The organism is Epibacterium ulvae (genome assembly GCF_018678075.1).
GTDB lineage: Bacteria > Pseudomonadota > Alphaproteobacteria > Rhodobacterales > Rhodobacteraceae > Epibacterium > Epibacterium ulvae_A.
Window position 1 is genome coordinate 1 of record NZ_JAHHIR010000012.1, and the last position, 17,581, is coordinate 17,581.

The window sequence follows — 17,581 nt, forward strand, 5'->3', positions numbered from 1 at the left end:
AAAGCTGCCAGCGAGTTCAAAGACAAAACGACAGCCATCAACCAGCTCTGGCAGACCGACTTCACCTATCTGAAGGTGCTTGGCTGGGGTTGGTTCTATCTCAGCACGATCTTGGACGATTATGCCAAGGAAAGCGAAGGCTACACGCGCAGCAAAGTCTGCTTCTCAGACAACTGGTTCAAGATGCGCCGATGGGAGAAGGGCCTTGCCCAGATACAGGCGGATCGTGAGAAAGCGCGAGAGGCCGAAGCCAAAGGCCGTGCCAGCCTCGCCGAGTGGGTCCACGAGCGCCATCCTCTATGCCGCCACATCACCAACCGGCAGATCGAGGATTTGATTGCATCAAAGCTGGTGACGCCCGAACAGGTTCGTGCTGCGGGGCTGCAGGTGTGAGAGTATTAGCGAAGTCTGGAAAACAGCTACCAATGCTGTCGAGCATTATGATGCTTGGATCATACTGCAGTTTTATGACTTGGAGATCATATTGACAATTTATGATTTAGAAGTCATATTCAGTGGTAGGAGAACCGCCATGAAGCACCTCGTTCGTACATCAAAAAACTTGGGCCACGCAATTCGCCAGGCTCGGAAGGCAAAGAACCTTACCCAGAAGGAACTCGCCTCGATGAGCGGTGTCTGGCAAGAGACAATTTCCAAGATCGAAAACGGCAGCGGCGGAACCAAGCTGGAAACGGTATTCGATTTGATCGCGGCCTTGGAGCTCGAAATAGCGGTGACCGAGCGTAGTAAAGGCACATCAGACGGGCTAGAGGACATCTTCTGACATGGGCCGCAAGCGCAGCTACACACCGCTGAACGTTTTCCTGAACTCGCGGCTCGTGGGTCAATTGGTGCGTGAGACCTCCGGCGGCGTCAGTTTCGCCTATTCGCGAGACTGGCTTGAGTGGGAGCACCGGATGCCGGTCTCGTTGTCGTTGCCATTGCAGGAGAACCGCTACAGCGGCGCACCAGTGATGGCCGTTTTTGACAACCTGTTGCCCGACAGCGACCTCATCCGTCGAAGGGTCGCGGAACGCGTCGGGGCTGAAGGCGTCGATGCCTTCAGCTTGCTGTCCCAAATCGGGCGGGACTGCATCGGCGCGCTTCAGTTTCTGCCCGACGGGCAAGAGCCCCAGCCAATGTCCGAGCTGACTGGAGAACTTGTCGACGAGGCGCAGATCGGGGCCATTTTGAGCGACCTAGATCTCGCGCCACTGGGGATCCGCCGCGAGAATGACTTCCGAATTTCTGTCGCTGGTGCGCAGGAAAAAACGGCGCTGCTTCGTAAAGATGGCCAGTGGATCGAGCCAACCGGTACAACGCCAACCACGCACATCATCAAGCCGCAAATTGGCAGACTTCCCAACGGCATGGATCTTTCCGACAGCGTTGAGAATGAATACTTGTGCCTCAAGCTGATGGAGGCATTTGGGCTTCGGGCGGCGAATGTCGAAATGGCGCAGTTTGGCGAAAAGAAAGCCTTGGTCGTTGAGCGTTTTGATCGGCGCTGGACGTCTGATGGCCGCTTGATCCGTCTGCCGCAGGAGGATTGCTGTCAAGCATTGTCCGTTGTGCCTACCCAGAAGTACCAGAACGAGGGCGGCCCAGGAATCTCAGATATCATGGATCTATTGTTGGGAAGTGATGACCCCAACAAAGACCGGTACGACTTTTTCAAAACGAATGTCCTGTTTTGGCTGCTGGGCGCGACAGATGGGCATGGTAAGAACTTTAGCGTCAGTCTTTTGCCCGGCGGTCGCTTTCGCATGACACCGCTTTACGACGTTCTGACGGTGCAGCCGACTGTCGATGCGCGACAGATCGAGCGAAAGTACTTCAAGCTCGCTATGAATTTCGGCAACTCGAACCACTACAAGCTGGCAAATATCGTGGGCCGCCACATCGTGGAGACCGGAGTTCAATCTGGCTTATCCCGCGCAGTCGTGCAGGGCCTGTTCGAAGAGCTGCAGGAGACCTCGCACGCGATCGTTGAGGCCACGTTCAATCAGCTTCCAGAGGGTTTCCCAGAGGCGTTGCTTGCTTCGATCGACGGCGCGCTGAAGGCTAGGTTGCACCTGTTGAACTAAAGCTGGTCGCGCTTGCTTGGTGCCAAGATGAGGCTTTTCGATGGTAGAGGACTTCAGTCAGGTTGTCGTAGCCGAACTCAGATCCTCAATGCCGTGTTTCTGATTGCTGAACATAAGCGGGCAGCCGTTTCAGACGCGGGACAAGCCCCGCTTCAACAAGAAAATTCCCCTGCGTCAGCGCATTCCTCGCGAGGCAAGTTTCTCGCTGACAGCCCCTTGGTGCCAGCTTGGGTCATGTTCATCGAAACACTCAAAGTGAGGATCAAAAAATGGCTACTCAAACTCTGAAACTGAACGTCAAATCCGGTGAAAAAGACGGCAAGAACTTCTGGGACAGCTGCGGCGTGCTCTTCGTCAACACCGACGACAGCGGCAACATCACGTCGATCAACGTCAAACACAGCATGTTTCGGTCAGATCAGGTGGCCGAGGCGCAGCCCATCGGCGGAAAGGGGGCGCGCAGCCTCACCCGCGTCACTTTGATCGAGGAGGCCACAAATGGCACCGAAGTTTGATGTTTATGCCCATGTCACCGACACCATTATTGCAGAAATCGAGGCAGGCACGCCGCCATGGCGCAAGCCGTGGACAGGGAGCGCGTCCGGCATTGCCCTGCCGACACGGCATAACGGCGAGGAGTATCGCGGGATTAATGTCCTGATGCTCTGGGTTATGGCGGCCAAGCAGGGTTATGTGTCCAGCCGTTGGATGACCTACAAGCAGGCCCAAGAGCTGGGCGGCCAAGGCCTATCTCCAAAGCGACGCCGCACTGGCCAACAGTGTGGCGATGGAGCATGTCCTCGACGAAATCGCCAACGAAGAACTAGACCTCCAACGCGAGCGGCACGTCGATACCGACGGCGAAAAGGGAGTGACGCATGGGTAACCGGCGGGCACACCTTGATCCTTGGCCGCCCTGGCTCCGGCAAATCGGTGTTGTCAGCCTTCCTCATGACCCAAGCGCGGCGCTGCGACGCACGGGTATTTGTCTTCGACTACCGTGCAGGAATGGAAATGGCGGTGCGGGCCAATGGCGGGCGTTACAGCGCCATCAAGGCTGGAGAAGCGACAGGTCTAAACCCGCTGCGGACAGAAATCGATGGGCGCGGCCAAGCCTGGCTCTCCGATTGGCTGGCCACGCTATTGCATCGCGCTGACAAGCCCCTGAGCCCAGTTCAGATTAACCGCATCCAAGAAGTGGTGCGCCAGAACGCCGGGGCGAGCGATGCCGCCCTTCGCAATTGGCAAGATCTGGCCTCGCTCTTTGTGGCCGGGGCGGATGAGGGGGATCTGTTCGAACGGATACAGGAATGGACCGCTGAGGGCCGCTACGGTTGGATTTTCGGGCAAAGCTCTGAGGATACCTTCTCGCTCGATGGTGACGTTGTCGGGTTCGACCTGACCGGCATTCTCGACAGCGAAAGCGAGAAAGAACGCATGGCGGTACTGTCCTATCTGTTTCGGCGGGTGGAACGCGTGATTGAAGATCGCAAACCTACGCTGATCATTATTGATGAAGCCTGGAAGGCGCTCGACAACCCGTATTTCGCAGACCGGCTGAGCAACTGGCTGGTCACAGCGCGCAAACAGAATGCCGTCGTTGTCATGATGACCCAATACGCCAGCCAGCTTGAGAAAACCCGCACCGGCAAGACGATTGTCGAGGCTGTGCCGACGCAGCTATTGCTTCCCAACATCCGCGCTTCGGCCAGCGATTACACGATGCTCGGTCTCGCTGAAAAAGAGCTCAACTTTTTGCTCGGCACAGGCAGCAACTCTCGTCTGGCGCTGGTGCGCGACGATCAAGGCTCCGTCGTGATCGACGCCGATCTGAGCGCTCTTGGGCCCTGCCTCACGATCCTTGGCGGTATGGAAAAAGGCGAAGCACTTGTTGGCGCGGATTATCGCCAGAACCCCGAATTTTGGAGACAGATTGATGCGTAGACTTTGCGTGCTGACCCTTACCCTTTTGACCCTGACAGCCTGCGCGGAATACCGGCCGTCAGAAGCCGAATGCTTCAACTCCTTTGCCGAAGTCAGTCGCAGCAACTGCAATTTCGAACTGCTCGGGCCGATTGGTGGACTGGGTGAATAAGCTTCACCCGCATATCCTTGCAGGCTTGGCGTCACTGGCCGCGCCAATGGCCTTTGCCCAAGGCGTTCCCACATTTGATGCAGGCATGTTCTTGCAGCGCGAGCGTGTGCTGCAGCAAGCCGAACAGGATCTGGCGCTGCAGCGGGACCGGATAACCAAAGAGGAAGAGCTTGAAGAACTCGAGCAAGAACAACTCCAGGCGCTGGAAGACATCCTAGATGCCTCGACGCTTGCCAGCGGGAACTCCGGCGCGCTGGTCGCGAGTTTGGAAGCTGGTTCATCACCTGAAAGCGCCGCAGAGACGCTTTATGGTCCGGTTGATCCAAACCCCGGCGCAGCCCAGATGTTCGGCGACGCCTCTGGCTCCATCGAACAACTGATCATTCGCGCCGCCCAAGAAACGCACCACATGTCCGGCGTGCGCGCAGCGGGTCTATCGCCCAAGCAGTGGCGCTGTCTGTTGCAGGCGCTGATCTGGCAAGAAAGCCGCTTCACCATCGGCGCGCGTTCCCCTGTCGGCGCATTCGGCCTGACCCAGATCATGCCCGGCACGGCGCAGGATCTCGGGATTTACCCCGCCTACTATGAAAACCCCTACATCCAGGTCAACGGCGGCGCGCGCTATCTGGCGCAGATGCTGGCCATGTTTGACGGCAACATCATTCACGGGCTGGCGGCCTACAATGCCGGTCCGGGCAATGTGCAACGCTACGGCGGCGTGCCCCCTTTCGCTGAGACCCAGCACTACGTTCAGGTCATCCCCGAACGCTACAATCTCTACCTTGCCCGCGTCGGCGGCGTCGATGCGCTTGGCACGATTGATCCCGTCTTGCTTGCCAACTCCACGATGAGCCTGACCTCTTTTGGGGCGGGGGTCTATGGCGACTACTCATTGGTCTCGGTGCAAGCGGCCGCGCTGCGCGTGCAGGACATCATCACCCGCATCGGCGAAACCGACGACATTCACGCGGCCATGTCGCTCAACACCTACGCGCGGGCCGAACTCGCCCGCCTGATCGCAATCCGTACGCGCCTGAAGGCCGCCCATACCCGCCCGCTTAGCTCGGCCGAGCTGGCCATGGCGGCCGCACAGGCCCGCGAACAAGACTTCATGCAATTCGATCTGGAGGCATTCCGATGATCCGCTTTCTTTCTACCGTTGCCACTTGCGCGCTGTTGGTTGCCTCACCCGTATCTGCCCAAGGTGTTCCGACTGTCGACACACGCAACATCGCCCAGGAAATTCGCCAGCTGCAGCAAATGCTGGAGGATTTCGGGATCCAGACCGACCAACTCGACACGCTTCTCAAACAGCTCGACCTGGTGCAGCAGCAACTCGACACGCTCAATGAGACTTACGCCGCCTTGACCGGCGCGACGGATATCATCGAGATGGCTATGGGTGGTGATCTCGACGGCCTACTCGATCAGGAATTCGGCGATCTCCTTGGCACCATCCGGCAAATCCAAAGCGGCGATTTTCGCGGCCTGATCGGCAACGCGGCCCCTCAGATGGAAGGCCGCATGACGCAAGCCCTCGAGGACGCAGGTTTTGACCAAGAAACCCTCTCTGACATGGCCAGCAGCGGCAATCCGGGGGCTGAGCGCATTGCCAGCCAGGCGGGCACCGGGGCGGTGATGTCGGCGGCGGCAGAGAACAGTTATGACGAGGCCGCGCAATCGCTGGAACGGGTCGAGCAGCTGGTTTCATTGATCCCCGACATGGAAACGCTCAAGGAAGCCGTCGATCACAACACCCGCGTCACGGCCGAGCTGGCCATCGCCATGACACGCATGTGGGAGCTCGAAGCCATTCAAACAGTCGGCGCGGGCCAATCCGGAGTGGTCGATGCCGCGACGCTGGCCGAAGAGCGCCGCTATATGGATTTCACCCTGCCAGACCTGCGCGCGGACTGACCCCATGAACAGCGAGGCAGAAATCATCGAAGAAGAGCTCGTCTACGGCGCACGACGACGCGAGCTCATGTGGCAGAAACTGGGGCTGACAGGCATGGGGTTTGGCATGGCAGGTTGCCTCGCCGCCGCCCTCGTGGCCCTGTTCGACGTGGACCCGCCGCCCATGATCGTGCCCTTTGATAGCGAAACCGGCATGGCCCTCCCCAATGCCATGGTTGAAGCGGTCTCACTCACGGAACGCCCCGCTATCATCGAGGCACAGGTCTACCGCTATGTGATTGATCGAGAGACCTACAATCAGCTCGACAATGATGTGCGCGTGCGGCGGGTCCTGGACCAGTCGGACGGCGCGGCCGCCGCAGGGCTGCGCGCGCTTTGGACCAGCGGCCACGAGGCCTATCCGCCCGACAGCTACGGCACAGATGCCCGGCTTGAGGTCGAGGTTCTGTCGATCACTCATATCAGCGCCAATCGTGCCCAGGTGCGCCTGCGCAAGCGGCTCAACTCACCGCGCGGCTCTCAAAACGGACTCTTCACCGCTACCCTGATGTTTGAATTTCGGCCCGAGAATAGCCGGTCGATCGACGATGTCTGGCAGAACCCCTTTGGCTTCACCGTCACCGAATACGCGATCCGCTCGGATCGTTTGGAGTAACCAATGCGCCGCCTGTTCTTGATCCTCGCCGTCCTCGTTCCGTCTGCTGGCATCGCCTATGCAGAAACACAGCCGCGCCAAGGCCCCTTTGATGCCCGCGTCCGGCTGGCCACCTATCAGGACGGGCAGGTCTACCGCATCAGAACCAGTCTGACCCACGTGACCAGCATTGAATTTGGCCAGGGCGAGACCATCCGCTCGATCATTGCTGGCGACACCGAAGGCTTCCTGTTGGACGGAGTGCCCGGTGGTCAGGCCTTTGCGATCAAGCCCGTTACACGCGGCGCGCACACCAATATCACCGTCTACACCAACCGGCGTAGCTACTATTTCAACGTGACCGAGGCGAGTTCGCCGACCTTCTACGTCATTCGCTTCACCTATCCCGAAGCGGCCCCTCGGCAATCGCGTATGGCTGCCACTGCGCCAGCAAACCACGCCTACGGCGTCAGCGCGCGATCCGAGATCACCCCGCGCGAGATTTGGGACGATGGCACCTTCACCTATTTCCGCTTTGCCGCGAATGCCCCATTGCCCGCGATCTTTCGATGGTCCGGTGGCAATGAGCGCAGCGTGAATGCGCTCGCGCGGCCAGATGGCGTGATCCGCGTGTCAGGTGTCAGCACTCGATGGGTTCTCAGGCTCGGCGATGACGAGATCTGCGTCCAAGAGATGAGCGAGGCAAATCCCGATGAGTGAAACAGCTGAGCTTAAGAAACGCCTCGAAGCACTTGAAGGAAAACCACAAAACCGAAAGGCGCGGCCATCTTTTGTCGCCATCACCCTAGGGATTGGAGCAATCGCGGCTCTTGGCGGTTTCTTGCTGTTGTTCTCTGGCGGCTCTGACCCCGACAGCCTGGAAACCGCCTCCCCAGATGAATTCCAAGCGGCCGGTCCGGGGTTTGGAGACCTTGAGCCAACTCCTGCACCGATAGACACATCGCTACCTCCAGCGGAGTCAGAACCAGAAAGCGAGACAGAAGAGCTGCGCGCGCAAATGGACGCTATGCGGTCCGAACTCGAAGCCCTGCGCAAAGCACCTGCGCCTGAAGCCCCAACCGTCGACCTCGAGGCATTGGATACCTTGGGCGCAGAGATCGACGCCCTGCGCAGCGAGGCAGCAGCAACGCAAGCCGCCTTGCGCGAAGAACTGGAAGAACGCGCACGGCAAATCCAGCGTCTGCAGAACGATCTGGAGCTTGCACGCCTGGAAGCCCCGCGCACGCCCGCACCAACCGGCCCCACGGCCGAGGAACTGCGCCTTCAGGAGCTGGAACGGCGGCGGCAAGCCGAACTTGACGAACTCCAAGCCCGCATCGCCAGCCCAATCATCGCCTTTGGCGGCTCGGGTAACGGCAACAATGAAACCGCCGCGCAGCAACGGCGGCTTGATGGCGACACAGACTTTGTCCGCAACGGCGCTGAACCCGCTGAGGTGACCCAGGCCCAGGTGATCGTGAACCCGTCAAACACGGTTGTTCAGGGCACGATGATCCAGGCCGTGCTCGAGACAGCGATAGACAGCTCGCTTGCCGGTCAGGTCCGAGCAATGGTGTCTGAAGATGTCCACGCCTATGACGGCACGCGGGTCTTGATCCCACGCGGGGCGCGGTTGATCGGGCGGTATCAATCCGGCCTAGATATTGCGCAACAACGCGTGACCATCGCCTGGGACCGGATCATTCTGCCCAGTAACCAGACCGTCGAAATCAGCGCCTTCGGTGGTGATGAACTGGGGCGGTCCGGCACAACCGGTTTCGTCGACAGCCGCTTCGGCACTCGGTTCGGGTCCGCTGCTCTGATATCACTGATCGGAGCCTTGCCCGCCGTCGCAGCCCAGAACATCGAAGATGAGATCACCTCGGATGTGCTCGAGGGCATTGGCGAAGACCTGCAAGACAGCGCGCAAAGCGTGATTGGCGAATATCTATCTGTATCGCCCGTGATCTATGTCGATCAAGGTGCCCGTGTCACCGTGATGGTTGATCGCGATCTGGAGATTTTCTGATCATGGCGGCCAGCTACCTGCAAAGCTCGATGGACAAGATCCCCGAGGCGCGTGATCCAAAGCTGATCGAGCTTTGCATCAATCCTGACGGCACGCTGTGGGCCGAGTTTCAGGGGGATCACTTTATGCGGCGCGTCAATCGACAGCTCTCGCCCAATGAAATCAAAGACCTTGGCAATCAGATTGCTTCCGCCGCGAACACCACGCTCAGTCGGACCAAACCCATTGTCTCGGTAAGCATCGACTACCGTGACCGCCCAATCCGCGCTCAAGTCATCCAGCCTCCCGCCGTTGATGGCGGTTATGCGATTTCCCTGCGGTTCTTCGCCGACCTGCCATTGGAGCGGATCAAGCTGTCCTATCTCTTCGGCAAAGAGCGCAGCAACGAGGGTGCAAGACGCAAGCGCAATGCCGAGCTGCGCGATGTCGTGGCCACCGGCGACATCGACGCTGCGATCAAGTTCTGCGTCACCCACAAGCTCAATATGATCGTGTCCGGCGGCACCTCGACGGGCAAGACCGTCACGGCGCGCAAGATCCTCTCCTTCGTGCGCGCCGACGAGCGTATTCTCACTATCGAAGAGGCCGCCGAGTTGCGCCCGACACAGCCCAATGTCGTCACGTTGATGTCCGACCGCGATGAACCCTCACGCAGCGCAGATGTCCTCCTGACCTCCACCCTGCGCATGCGACCGGACCGCATCGTCTTGGGCGAAGTGCGCGGCAAAGAGGCCATGACCTTCCTTGAGGCCATAAACACCGGCCATGGTGGCTCACTCACCACGCTACACTCTGAGACTCCTCAGCTGGCGGTCCAGCGCCTGGCCATCGCCGCCCTGAAAACCGATGTGCCCATGACCTACCAGGACATGAACGACTACATCACTCGATCGATCGATGTGATCATCCAAGCCGGTCGCCATGAAGGCGCACGCGGCATCACCGAATTCTACCTGCCGATTGATCCGGCCCATTCAAAGGAAACAGCCCATGTTTGAATACAAGATTGAACAGATCAACACCGCCAAAACCAAGCCACCGAAGATCGAAGCGCAGCTGACCGCCCTTGGCCAAGCTGGCTGGGAGCTGGTGTCGGTGGTGCCGGATTTCGACGGTGAGCACATTCTGAAAGCCTTCCTGAAACGTCGCACCGGCGCGAGCGCCTAAACCTAACTGAGGGGGATCCTATGGGCGTTGTCACCTGGATGGTTGAGACAACCGACAACTTTCTGGAAGACGCGGCCCAAACCACATTTGGCAACGTCGCCGGTCAGCTTGGCGGCATCGTTGCGGTCGCCTCCACGCTCGCTGTGATCGGCGTCTTCCTCAACATGGTGTTTCAGTACAAATCCATGGATGGGCGAACCGCCTTCTGGTTCGCCCTAAAGCTCATGCTGATCTCTTTATTCGCAATGAACTGGGTCCAATTCAATGCGGTGGCCAGCGCGCTGATTAATGGGCTCGACCAGCTCGCGGGCGGCATGGTGGCGGGGCTTGGCGGTGGCGGGGCTGGCGCGTCCTACTTTGCCGGGGCCTTCGACGATCTTATAGAGGAATTTGGCGACTACCTGAACGCGGCCGGTGACAACATGCATTGGATGGCCGGAGCCCTCATCGGCGCGATCGGCGCATTCCTCCTGGGCGTCATCGGCGCGCTCTGCGGCCTTGTCCTGATCTTCGCAAAGATCATGCTGGCCTTCATGATCGGCATCGCCCCTATAATGATCGCGCTTTCGCTGTTCGACGTCAGCAAGGACTACTTCCACCGCTGGCTGTCCAGCACCGTATCCTACGCGCTATACCCCCTCGTGATCGCTGGCGTGTTTTCCACCGTCGTCGGCATGTCCCGCTCGCTGATGACCGAACTCGGAGATCCCTCCGGCGCAAGCAACATCGGCGCGCTGGTGCCCTTCTTTATGATGATGTTTCTCGCAGGCGGCATGATCATCGCCACCCCGCTGATTGTGCGCTCAATCTCCGGCAACTTCATGATGGCCGGACCGCCGAGCATTCCTGGACCTAGCGGGTTCGCGAAGGGCTTGATTGGCACCAAGGGGTCACGGGCGCGGGCACGGTTTGGAACAAGGTCAAATGCGGAAATCGCCGGGGCTGGGATGCGCCAGGCTAGCTCTGCGACCGTTTCACTGGTTCAGAGGGTCGCTGAACGGGCCAAGCGCTTAGAGTGAAGTCGGCCGTTTCCACCATTCATAGCATGAGCAGGCTCTGCATTGCAGATTTGCCAAAAGCTGTCTTTGGCTGGGGGTGCATTCACCCCCAGCCAAAGGTTGGTCTAGCTTAAGCTTCCGCGTTTCGATCTGCTTGCACGGCGAGATCGATTACGTGATGGACCAAAAACGCCTCGATCAAAGACAGGGCGTATTCACTATCAATTGGAAGCATATCAGCGCTTAAATGGTGATGATCGATGTACTCTACCGCATCCCAGAGCCGCCGCGTTTCCACTGGGTTATCGGGCTCAATCCGACTTATCACCATTTCAAATGTGCTGTTGGCCAGCTCTATCGCCTCTCTACGGTAGCCGTCATCGACTGGCAGCGAAGTGATCTGATAGCCTGTCCGAGGTCGCGCATTCGGCTTTGGCTTCTGCGCTTCATAGTCGCGGATTAAGAGCCCCCAGCTCGCATAGCCTTCTTCGTTGGCGATACGCGCATACGCTTGATTGAGTGGGATATCCTCAGAGCGGCGCAACAGCTTTGCCTTGCGTTTAAGTTCATTGATCGGTGCAGATAGGTTCATTTGAGTTTCTCCTATTGCGAGCAAAAATACACAATCCCTCCTTATGTGCGCGCTCGAACAGAAAAAGCTCTATTTCAAACCCTGCATGCTGAATACTTTCCCGTCGGAGGGGGGAGGCTGGGGCGGCAGCTCAAGCCAGAAATACGTTGTCACAAGATGGGTTTCAAGTGCTATCGCCCCTTAACGACCTCCATTTTTCAAGCGCAAAAGCCCGTACGAAGCCCTTCCGCGTCATTCGAGGGGGGAGCAGCATTTCAACTGCCGCAAGTACGAAACCAGCGGTTCTGCTTGACGTGCCCAACTCAACGCCGCAGTTCTTCCACAACACTCTGGAAATATGCTGGGAAAGCGTCGAGAACCGCATTCAGCTCGTCTTGCTGAGCGCGGCAAACACGCCGGACACCATGGCGATCGTTAATGCCGCCAAATGAGGTTGCCAGTGCCTGAGCAACCACGCGATCCTTGAAACCAGCTTCATAAAAGGCGAGCGCTGTTGTGTTGCTCAGTCCATTCTTTATCTGCCGCTGAAGCAACAACAGCTGTTCGTGGAGGGCTGGATCTCGAGGTTCAACGAGGTCGGCAATCGATGCCACGACCATTGCGAGATCGAACCCAAAACCGCCTTCGCAGATGGCTACTACATGGTTTGCTGTAATATGCCGATTGCTAGTCCGAACATTGGCAGCACGCAGCGCCTGCCCAATAGTGTCAAATGACTCACCAGCCATCCATGCCTTCAATGTGGGCAGGATTTGGTTTTGGTCAGTGAGCTTGGTCAGGGCTTTGGAGGTGACGTATTGACGGACCTCCGCAAAGACTGCATCGACAAGTTCACCACGTTCTGCCGCATCCACAAGCGTTTGAATGTTAGCGTTTGTCCAATCACGTAGAGCAAAAACGTCTGCAGGTGGAAGTGGAGATTTTCTGATCAAAGCGCGTAGCGCATCGTCACCAGCTTCCCTGATAGCTCTCCCAGTCATGTGGAAAACTTCGAGAAGGTTTTCGCGCGTGGCTTCGTCAGCCAAGTGCCATGCCAAAGTGTTGCGGGTTAGTTCGTCGATCCGTTCGCCTGCTTGGTCGCTCGAAAAATCCACGTAAGCCGCTAGATAGGCGGCGATGCGCTGAATGGCGCGTGCGCGATCGGCGACGAAAGTTTTGAATCTATCAATGTCGACCCAATCAAATCTCCGTTTGATCGAGGTTACTGCAGCGTCGATGTCGGCATGCGTTGCAAAGGCAAGGTCCAGCCAACCCACTTGAAAAGTGAGCTGGAGCCTGGCGGTCTGTTCATAATCATCGAACAAGTTCAGGATGCTGCTGCGCGATGGCTCGGCACGTGTTGAATCCAGGAGATTCTTGGTGGAATTCCAACGCCAGCGCCCATCGATATTGCCCCGCTGATCGTAAATAGATGGTGCCGAAAAAATTACACTACCCTCTGTGTGCATTCCGGCCCGTCCGGCTCTGCCCATAAGGTTGTGGAAGTCGCGCACCTTTATCTTTTCTTTGCCCTGCTGGGTTGCCGAGACGATAAGGTACCGAATTGGGAAATTGACACCTTGCGCCAGCGTCGAGGTGCAAATGACAAATTTTGCGTGCCCTTCCTTCATGGCATGTTCGACTGAGAGACGCAGTCCCTGCGGAGTGTTACCGTGATGAGCAAGAATCCCCAATTCTGACGCTTGGGTCACATCTTGGTCCGCGCCGAGGTTTAGTTTTGCGAGGTGCGAGAGACGCGCGATCTCGGCCGCGTCGGAAACATCAAGCGGGCGCGATAGTGCGACTCGGCGATCAAATATATCCGCTGCCCGTCCACAAAGTGAAATGACGGATTCCTTGGTTCCGCAAAACAGTGCCACACTGCCGCGCTCGACCAAGTACAGCCCCAAATACAATCCGACTTCCGCACTCTCGCCAGTACCGCCCCGTTTCGGGAAAACGCGTGCTACGCGCTCACGAGGCTTTAGGGCAAGATTGGTCTGTGTCACGACGCGAGGGACAAAAAACTCTTGCTGTTCAGGATCGTCTGGACTCACGTATTGCAAAAGCCCGCGCTCGAATTGCCAACTTGCAAAGGCGATGCTTTTGGTGGTCGGTAGTAGACCCTCACCGCTGATCACCGCATTGGCGTCGTCGACAAGCCATTCGGCTATAACCGGTGCATTGCCAATGACGGCGGAGATCAGGACCACCTGCGCCTCCCGTTGCAAAGTCATCCGCAACGATGAAAGCAGCAGCTCGTAGGTCGGACCGCGTGCGAAGCCTTCGAACTGGTGGCCCTCATCATAGATGACGAGGCCGATTCTCTCCGCAAGTTCAGGCGCACGCCTTAGCATGTAGAGCATCTTTTCTGGTGTCACGATCATAACCGATCGCTGCGCAAGAACTCCTGCGAGATCAACATCGAGTAAAAATGAGTCTGAGACTTCGTCGATAGCGACGTCCTCTCCCACAAACGCCCCCACCATATCGGAACGAATATCGTTACATAGCGAACGAAACGGGGCGACTATCACAGCCAAGTTCGAGCGCCCCGATAAAAAAACCGACCTGATGATCAACTCGGTCGCGCGCGTTTTGCCCGCACTTGTCGGCATCTGCACGACGCCAGAGTTTCCTTCTAGTAGGCCAGCCTCCGCAATCCTTCTCTGAGCTGGCCATAGCTCTTTGGGGAAGCGCGGCTTACGTAAAGCTTGGGCCCACAAATCATGCGGCAAGCCCGATGATGGTGGCAGAATCGTGCGAGCTGCATTCTCTAGCTTGCGAGCACAGAGTGCCGTTACGATATCCGCGTAAACGACTTCACGGGCCGATCCGTTGTCATAAACACTTACCCGCAATTCAGCACACAAAGAGCAAATTTCCTCTTGGGCGTCTATTTCAAGGCTGAAGTGCCGAGTCAAAGCGGTAAGCAGACGATTGCCGAATTCGGCATGTTTAGCTTCCCCCTCGACGGGACCGACGTCACCCCGAAGGATATGCCAGGCCACCCGTGAAAGGCCATGCCCTAGTTCTAAAGAGGGTGCTTCGGACCTTTGGGCGACAACCACCGCACTTCCAACACTGTCTGCTAGGTAATAGGATGCCCCACAGAGCGTCGAGAACTCGGTTGTGAGTTCGGCATTCAGCTGCGACTCTAAATACGCGTCAAAGAACGAGGCCGAGAACCGGATCATCTGCGCAATCGAACCATCATCCTCTTCCCAAGCGGAGGGGATGACAGGACCTTCTGACCGATCGACAAAACGATCGGCGATAGCGCCTGCTGCGTCATGCAGAATACCAACAGCCAATGGGAAGAGGGTCTCTGGCGCTCGCCTGAACGGGACATGATCCTCTTCGGCTGCACGAAACTCATACATTTTCGCGCGCGCTTGAACGGCGGCAAGGATTAGTCGCGATTCCCGCTCAGGCCTCATTTGCAGCCCTCGTATAAAGTGCGTGTACGAGGTCCATCATCGATGTTCCTCGAATGACAATAAGCCGGAGATTGTCCCCGTTCGGGTGTTCCGATGCGTCTGACTCGTCAAGCGCCATATCGTTGAATATCTCATTGTCAAGCACAGCAACTGCGGCATTGGTTCGCTTGAACGGCTTGTCAGCCTGGTTCTGAAAACGCCCAACCTTCAAGGCATCATAGCGGTTAATCTTGAGTAGTCTCTGTTTGATGGCGCTCAATGACATCGCTTCACGGACAAGGTCCTTGCTGGAATCATTGATCGCCTGTTGTAGGCGATTGATTGCCGTTGGCCGAAATCCGGCTTTCGACTCAATAACCAGCAATTCGTCGTCGGGACTTGGCTCGTCTTCCATAAAGCTGAACCCGATCACATCTGTGCCGTTGGAAGGCACGTTACGGTTTTCGCGATCCTCAAATCGACCTTGCCGAGGGCACCAGTACCCCAGGACGTATTCGACAAAATCCGCCACCAGGATTTCACCGAAGTCACCCGCGCGCGTACTGGGTCCAGGGGCCGCTGCCGTGTCTGGAAACTTAATGCAGGTCAGAAAGTCGGCGTTCGATAGTCCCGTATCCGCGACCAGATCAGGCAGATCTTCATCGCGGCAGTAGTGGTTTCGGTAGTGGGTGGCCCAATTCGAGAGGATCGATGGGTTATCGGCGTGCTGTAAAACCCAGATTTCAACTTCGCGGCCGTCTACCGTCGCAACAGTTTCGCCGGTATTATGTAGCCATGCGATATGATCAGGTACTGTCAAATTTATTGATTCTTTCTCTAAATCTCTTGGTCCGCCTCAGAGTCTTGAATTCACATCGAGAAAACAACCCAAAATAGAGCAAGCTTTTTGCATTATGAAGGTGGTAGCTTGCCCAGAGCAAGTTCCGGACTCTCCCTTTCGTACTGCTGTAAGCGGCCGGAACGTAGCCAAATTGTTGACCGACTCCGTTAACCGCAATGCCCACTTTCGTGGTTTGAACTTGCTAGCACGGTTTTCAGTTGCCGTTCAGCACGGCAGCACGATGGTTCCCCGCAATGCGTCATTCATCTTTCAGCCGCCTCTTCCATAAATCTTTCCACACGTTCAGTGCCTTCCCGATACTCTCCCAAACCGGGCTGATCGCCGGGCGTCACCCCCCGCTCTGCGCTAGCCAAATCATCGATCTCTTCTCGGCGCTTTCCTCCGCCTTTAGAGCCGTCGTCTGAAACCACTCCAGGCATCTCAAGCGACCCAATCTTCGCCTCTAGAGCCTTGATCTGCCCTTGCAGGCCGCGCATCTGGTCCCCCGCTGAGGGATATGGCTGATCGCCGGTCTGCTTGTCGAATATCTGTTTAAAGAAGCGATCCTCATAGTATTTGATCCGCTTGGCGCGGACAGGCATTTGCGCGTCGACGACCAAGACGATGTCATCCAGATCCATGCGCCGCGCCTCATCCTCAGGTAACAAAGCCGTTTCTTCCGTCCGCTCAGACATGCTGCGCCCAGCGAATGGGTTGCGGCCGACCGAGCGCGAGCGGGTCACAACCCGTTTGGTGGTTTTGCCGACGGCTTTGCTGAGCTCTTCGATGGTCTTCTCATCCGAGGGGGTCAGATAGAGCTTGATGCCCGCGTTACCTTGCAAAGCGCGGCGGGCATTTTCTCCATAGATTTCGTCCAAAGCCGGAATGGTTTGTGTGACGATCGCGAGGTTGGCACGATACGATCGCAGGGTTTCGATACTGTCGAGCACGATCGGCATTTTGCCCAGGCGATTGAACTCATCGAGCATGATCATCACCGGCCACGGCTCATCCTTGCCTGGTTCATGATCCTGCAGCGATGCCAACAGGTCTGAGAAGAACAGACGGATCAGCGGAGCGAGCGGTTTCACCATGAGCGGCTCAACCACGAGATAGACCGAAAACGGCGTCTTTCGGATGTCGCGGAAATCGAAGTCTGACGTTGCGGTTGCCCGGTCTATGGCGGGGTTCGACCACTGCTTGAGGCCCGAGGTCATCAGTAGCGACAGGTAGGACGTCAGCGTGTCGTTGTTGGTCGAGGCCATCTTTCCAATCCGTGGGCGCGAACCTAAAGACTTTGTCGCCTTGCGATGCCCTGTGCCGCGCCGTCGCCTCGAAGTTCTCGCCCTTCACGTCCAGAACCACCGCACTGCCCTGGTAGGTCAGAAGGTTCGGGATGACGAAACCCGTGGTCTTACCGCGCCCGGTCGGGGCCACGATCAAGGCATGGGGAAAAACCTTGGACATAACAAACGGCTTCCGACTCTTCGGCCTGCCCATTTTGCCAAGAACAAACCCATGGCCAGGCTTGCCGAAAAAGCCGTTCCGCTTCATCTCGGACATGTGCTGCCAGTGGGTTTCACCGAACTTGGTCAGCGCGTCGTTCATCAACACAGCACTGAGCAAGACACCGGCACCGGTGCTGATTCCGACAATCAAGTGCACGATCTGCATATCGCTCGGATGGGTCGTACGAAGCCCTCCATACCCACGCGCCAGCATCAGAAAATCGATTTCCGCCCCGACCCCGAACCAGCGGAACGTCAGAAAGGCCGACGCCAGGACATAGCCCAATGCCGCGCCGAGAAGAGCAAAGCTCATGA

General features: G+C 57.5%; 16 protein-coding genes and 3 pseudogenes. 15 read left to right on the plus strand and 4 right to left on the minus strand.

Annotation, left to right across the window (positions count from 1 at the left end; genetic code table 11):
• The 15 genes and pseudogenes from KMP13_RS02485 to KMP13_RS02555 form a co-directional block, all read left to right on the plus strand.
• Window positions 1-393, plus strand: a 393-nt coding sequence (locus tag KMP13_RS02485; RefSeq protein ID WP_251363655.1) for a transposase family protein, incomplete at its 5' end; no start/stop codon positions are given.
• 139 nt (window positions 394-532) lie between these two features.
• Window positions 533-784 carry a helix-turn-helix transcriptional regulator gene (locus tag KMP13_RS02490; RefSeq protein WP_215263996.1) on the plus strand — a complete coding sequence of 84 codons (252 nt, stop codon included), beginning with the start codon at window positions 533-535 and terminating at the stop codon, window positions 782-784.
• Between the two features lies 1 nt (window position 785).
• The gene (locus tag KMP13_RS02495; protein WP_215263997.1) at window positions 786-2,087 is read left to right on the plus strand and encodes a type II toxin-antitoxin system HipA family toxin; all 1,302 of its coding nucleotides are present in this window, start codon (window positions 786-788) and stop codon (window positions 2,085-2,087) included.
• Between the two features lie 269 nt (window positions 2,088-2,356).
• On the plus strand, window positions 2,357-2,602 hold the full coding sequence (locus KMP13_RS02500) for a hypothetical protein (protein ID WP_215263998.1): 246 nt from the start codon (window positions 2,357-2,359) through the stop codon (window positions 2,600-2,602).
• Window positions 2,586-2,771: pseudogene (locus tag KMP13_RS02505) on the plus strand (ArdC-like ssDNA-binding domain-containing protein); the annotation flags it as partial. The gene KMP13_RS02500 and the pseudogene KMP13_RS02505, both read left to right, overlap by 17 nt.
• 195 nt (window positions 2,772-2,966) lie before the next feature.
• Window positions 2,967-4,031: pseudogene (locus tag KMP13_RS02510) on the plus strand (VirB4 family type IV secretion system protein); the annotation flags it as partial.
• Window positions 4,024-4,182: a hypothetical protein gene (locus tag KMP13_RS02515; RefSeq protein ID WP_024096575.1), complete on the plus strand. Its 159-nt coding sequence runs from the start codon at window positions 4,024-4,026 to the stop codon at window positions 4,180-4,182. The pseudogene KMP13_RS02510 and the gene KMP13_RS02515, both read left to right, overlap by 8 nt.
• Window positions 4,183-4,228: 46 nt before the next feature.
• On the plus strand, window positions 4,229-5,323 hold the full coding sequence (locus KMP13_RS02520) for a lytic transglycosylase domain-containing protein (protein WP_215264031.1): 1,095 nt from the start codon (window positions 4,229-4,231) through the stop codon (window positions 5,321-5,323).
• Window positions 5,320-6,099, plus strand: a complete 780-nt coding sequence (locus tag KMP13_RS02525; RefSeq protein ID WP_215263999.1) for a type IV secretion system protein — start codon at window positions 5,320-5,322, stop codon at window positions 6,097-6,099. Before KMP13_RS02520 ends, KMP13_RS02525 begins: the two co-directional genes overlap by 4 nt.
• A 4-nt stretch (window positions 6,100-6,103) precedes the next feature.
• Complete coding sequence (locus KMP13_RS02530) at window positions 6,104-6,754, plus strand: virB8 family protein (protein WP_215264000.1); 651 nt, start codon at window positions 6,104-6,106, stop codon at window positions 6,752-6,754.
• A 3-nt stretch (window positions 6,755-6,757) separates the two neighbouring features.
• Window positions 6,758-7,453, plus strand: coding sequence for a TrbG/VirB9 family P-type conjugative transfer protein (locus tag KMP13_RS02535; RefSeq protein ID WP_215264001.1), 696 nt, complete (start codon window positions 6,758-6,760; stop codon window positions 7,451-7,453).
• A complete protein-coding gene (locus tag KMP13_RS02540; RefSeq protein WP_215264002.1) occupies window positions 7,446-8,762 on the plus strand; it encodes a TrbI/VirB10 family protein in 1,317 nt (438 codons plus the stop codon). The genes KMP13_RS02535 and KMP13_RS02540 overlap by 8 nt, the downstream gene beginning before the upstream one ends.
• A gap of 2 nt (window positions 8,763-8,764) precedes the next feature.
• Window positions 8,765-9,760 carry an ATPase, T2SS/T4P/T4SS family gene (locus KMP13_RS02545; RefSeq protein WP_215264003.1) on the plus strand — a complete coding sequence of 332 codons (996 nt, stop codon included), beginning with the start codon at window positions 8,765-8,767 and terminating at the stop codon, window positions 9,758-9,760.
• Window positions 9,753-9,929 (plus strand): DUF4177 domain-containing protein, encoded by a 177-nt coding sequence (locus KMP13_RS02550; RefSeq protein WP_215264004.1) that lies wholly within the window; start codon window positions 9,753-9,755, stop codon window positions 9,927-9,929. Before KMP13_RS02545 ends, KMP13_RS02550 begins: the two co-directional genes overlap by 8 nt.
• A gap of 20 nt (window positions 9,930-9,949) precedes the next feature.
• Window positions 9,950-10,948: a type IV secretion system protein gene (locus KMP13_RS02555; RefSeq protein ID WP_215264005.1), complete on the plus strand. Its 999-nt coding sequence runs from the start codon at window positions 9,950-9,952 to the stop codon at window positions 10,946-10,948.
• Between the two features lie 109 nt (window positions 10,949-11,057).
• Here the strand turns inward: KMP13_RS02555 and KMP13_RS02560 are convergent, their stop codons facing one another.
• The 4 genes and pseudogenes from KMP13_RS02560 to KMP13_RS02575 all read right to left on the minus strand — a co-directional run bounded on the left by KMP13_RS02560 (window position 11,058) and on the right by KMP13_RS02575 (window position 17,579).
• Window positions 11,058-11,519 carry a hypothetical protein gene (locus KMP13_RS02560; protein WP_215264006.1) on the minus strand — a complete coding sequence of 154 codons (462 nt, stop codon included), beginning with the start codon at window positions 11,517-11,519 and terminating at the stop codon, window positions 11,058-11,060.
• Window positions 11,520-11,821: 302 nt separating this feature from the next.
• Window positions 11,822-14,881: a DEAD/DEAH box helicase gene (locus KMP13_RS02565; protein ID WP_215264007.1), complete on the minus strand. Its 3,060-nt coding sequence runs from the start codon at window positions 14,879-14,881 to the stop codon at window positions 11,822-11,824.
• 46 nt (window positions 14,882-14,927) lie between these two features.
• Complete coding sequence (locus KMP13_RS02570) at window positions 14,928-15,737, minus strand: DUF1837 domain-containing protein (protein ID WP_215264008.1); 810 nt, start codon at window positions 15,735-15,737, stop codon at window positions 14,928-14,930.
• Between the two features lie 284 nt (window positions 15,738-16,021).
• Window positions 16,022-17,579 (minus strand): annotated as a pseudogene (locus KMP13_RS02575) (type IV secretory system conjugative DNA transfer family protein).
• Between the last annotated feature and the right edge of the window lie 2 nt (window positions 17,580-17,581).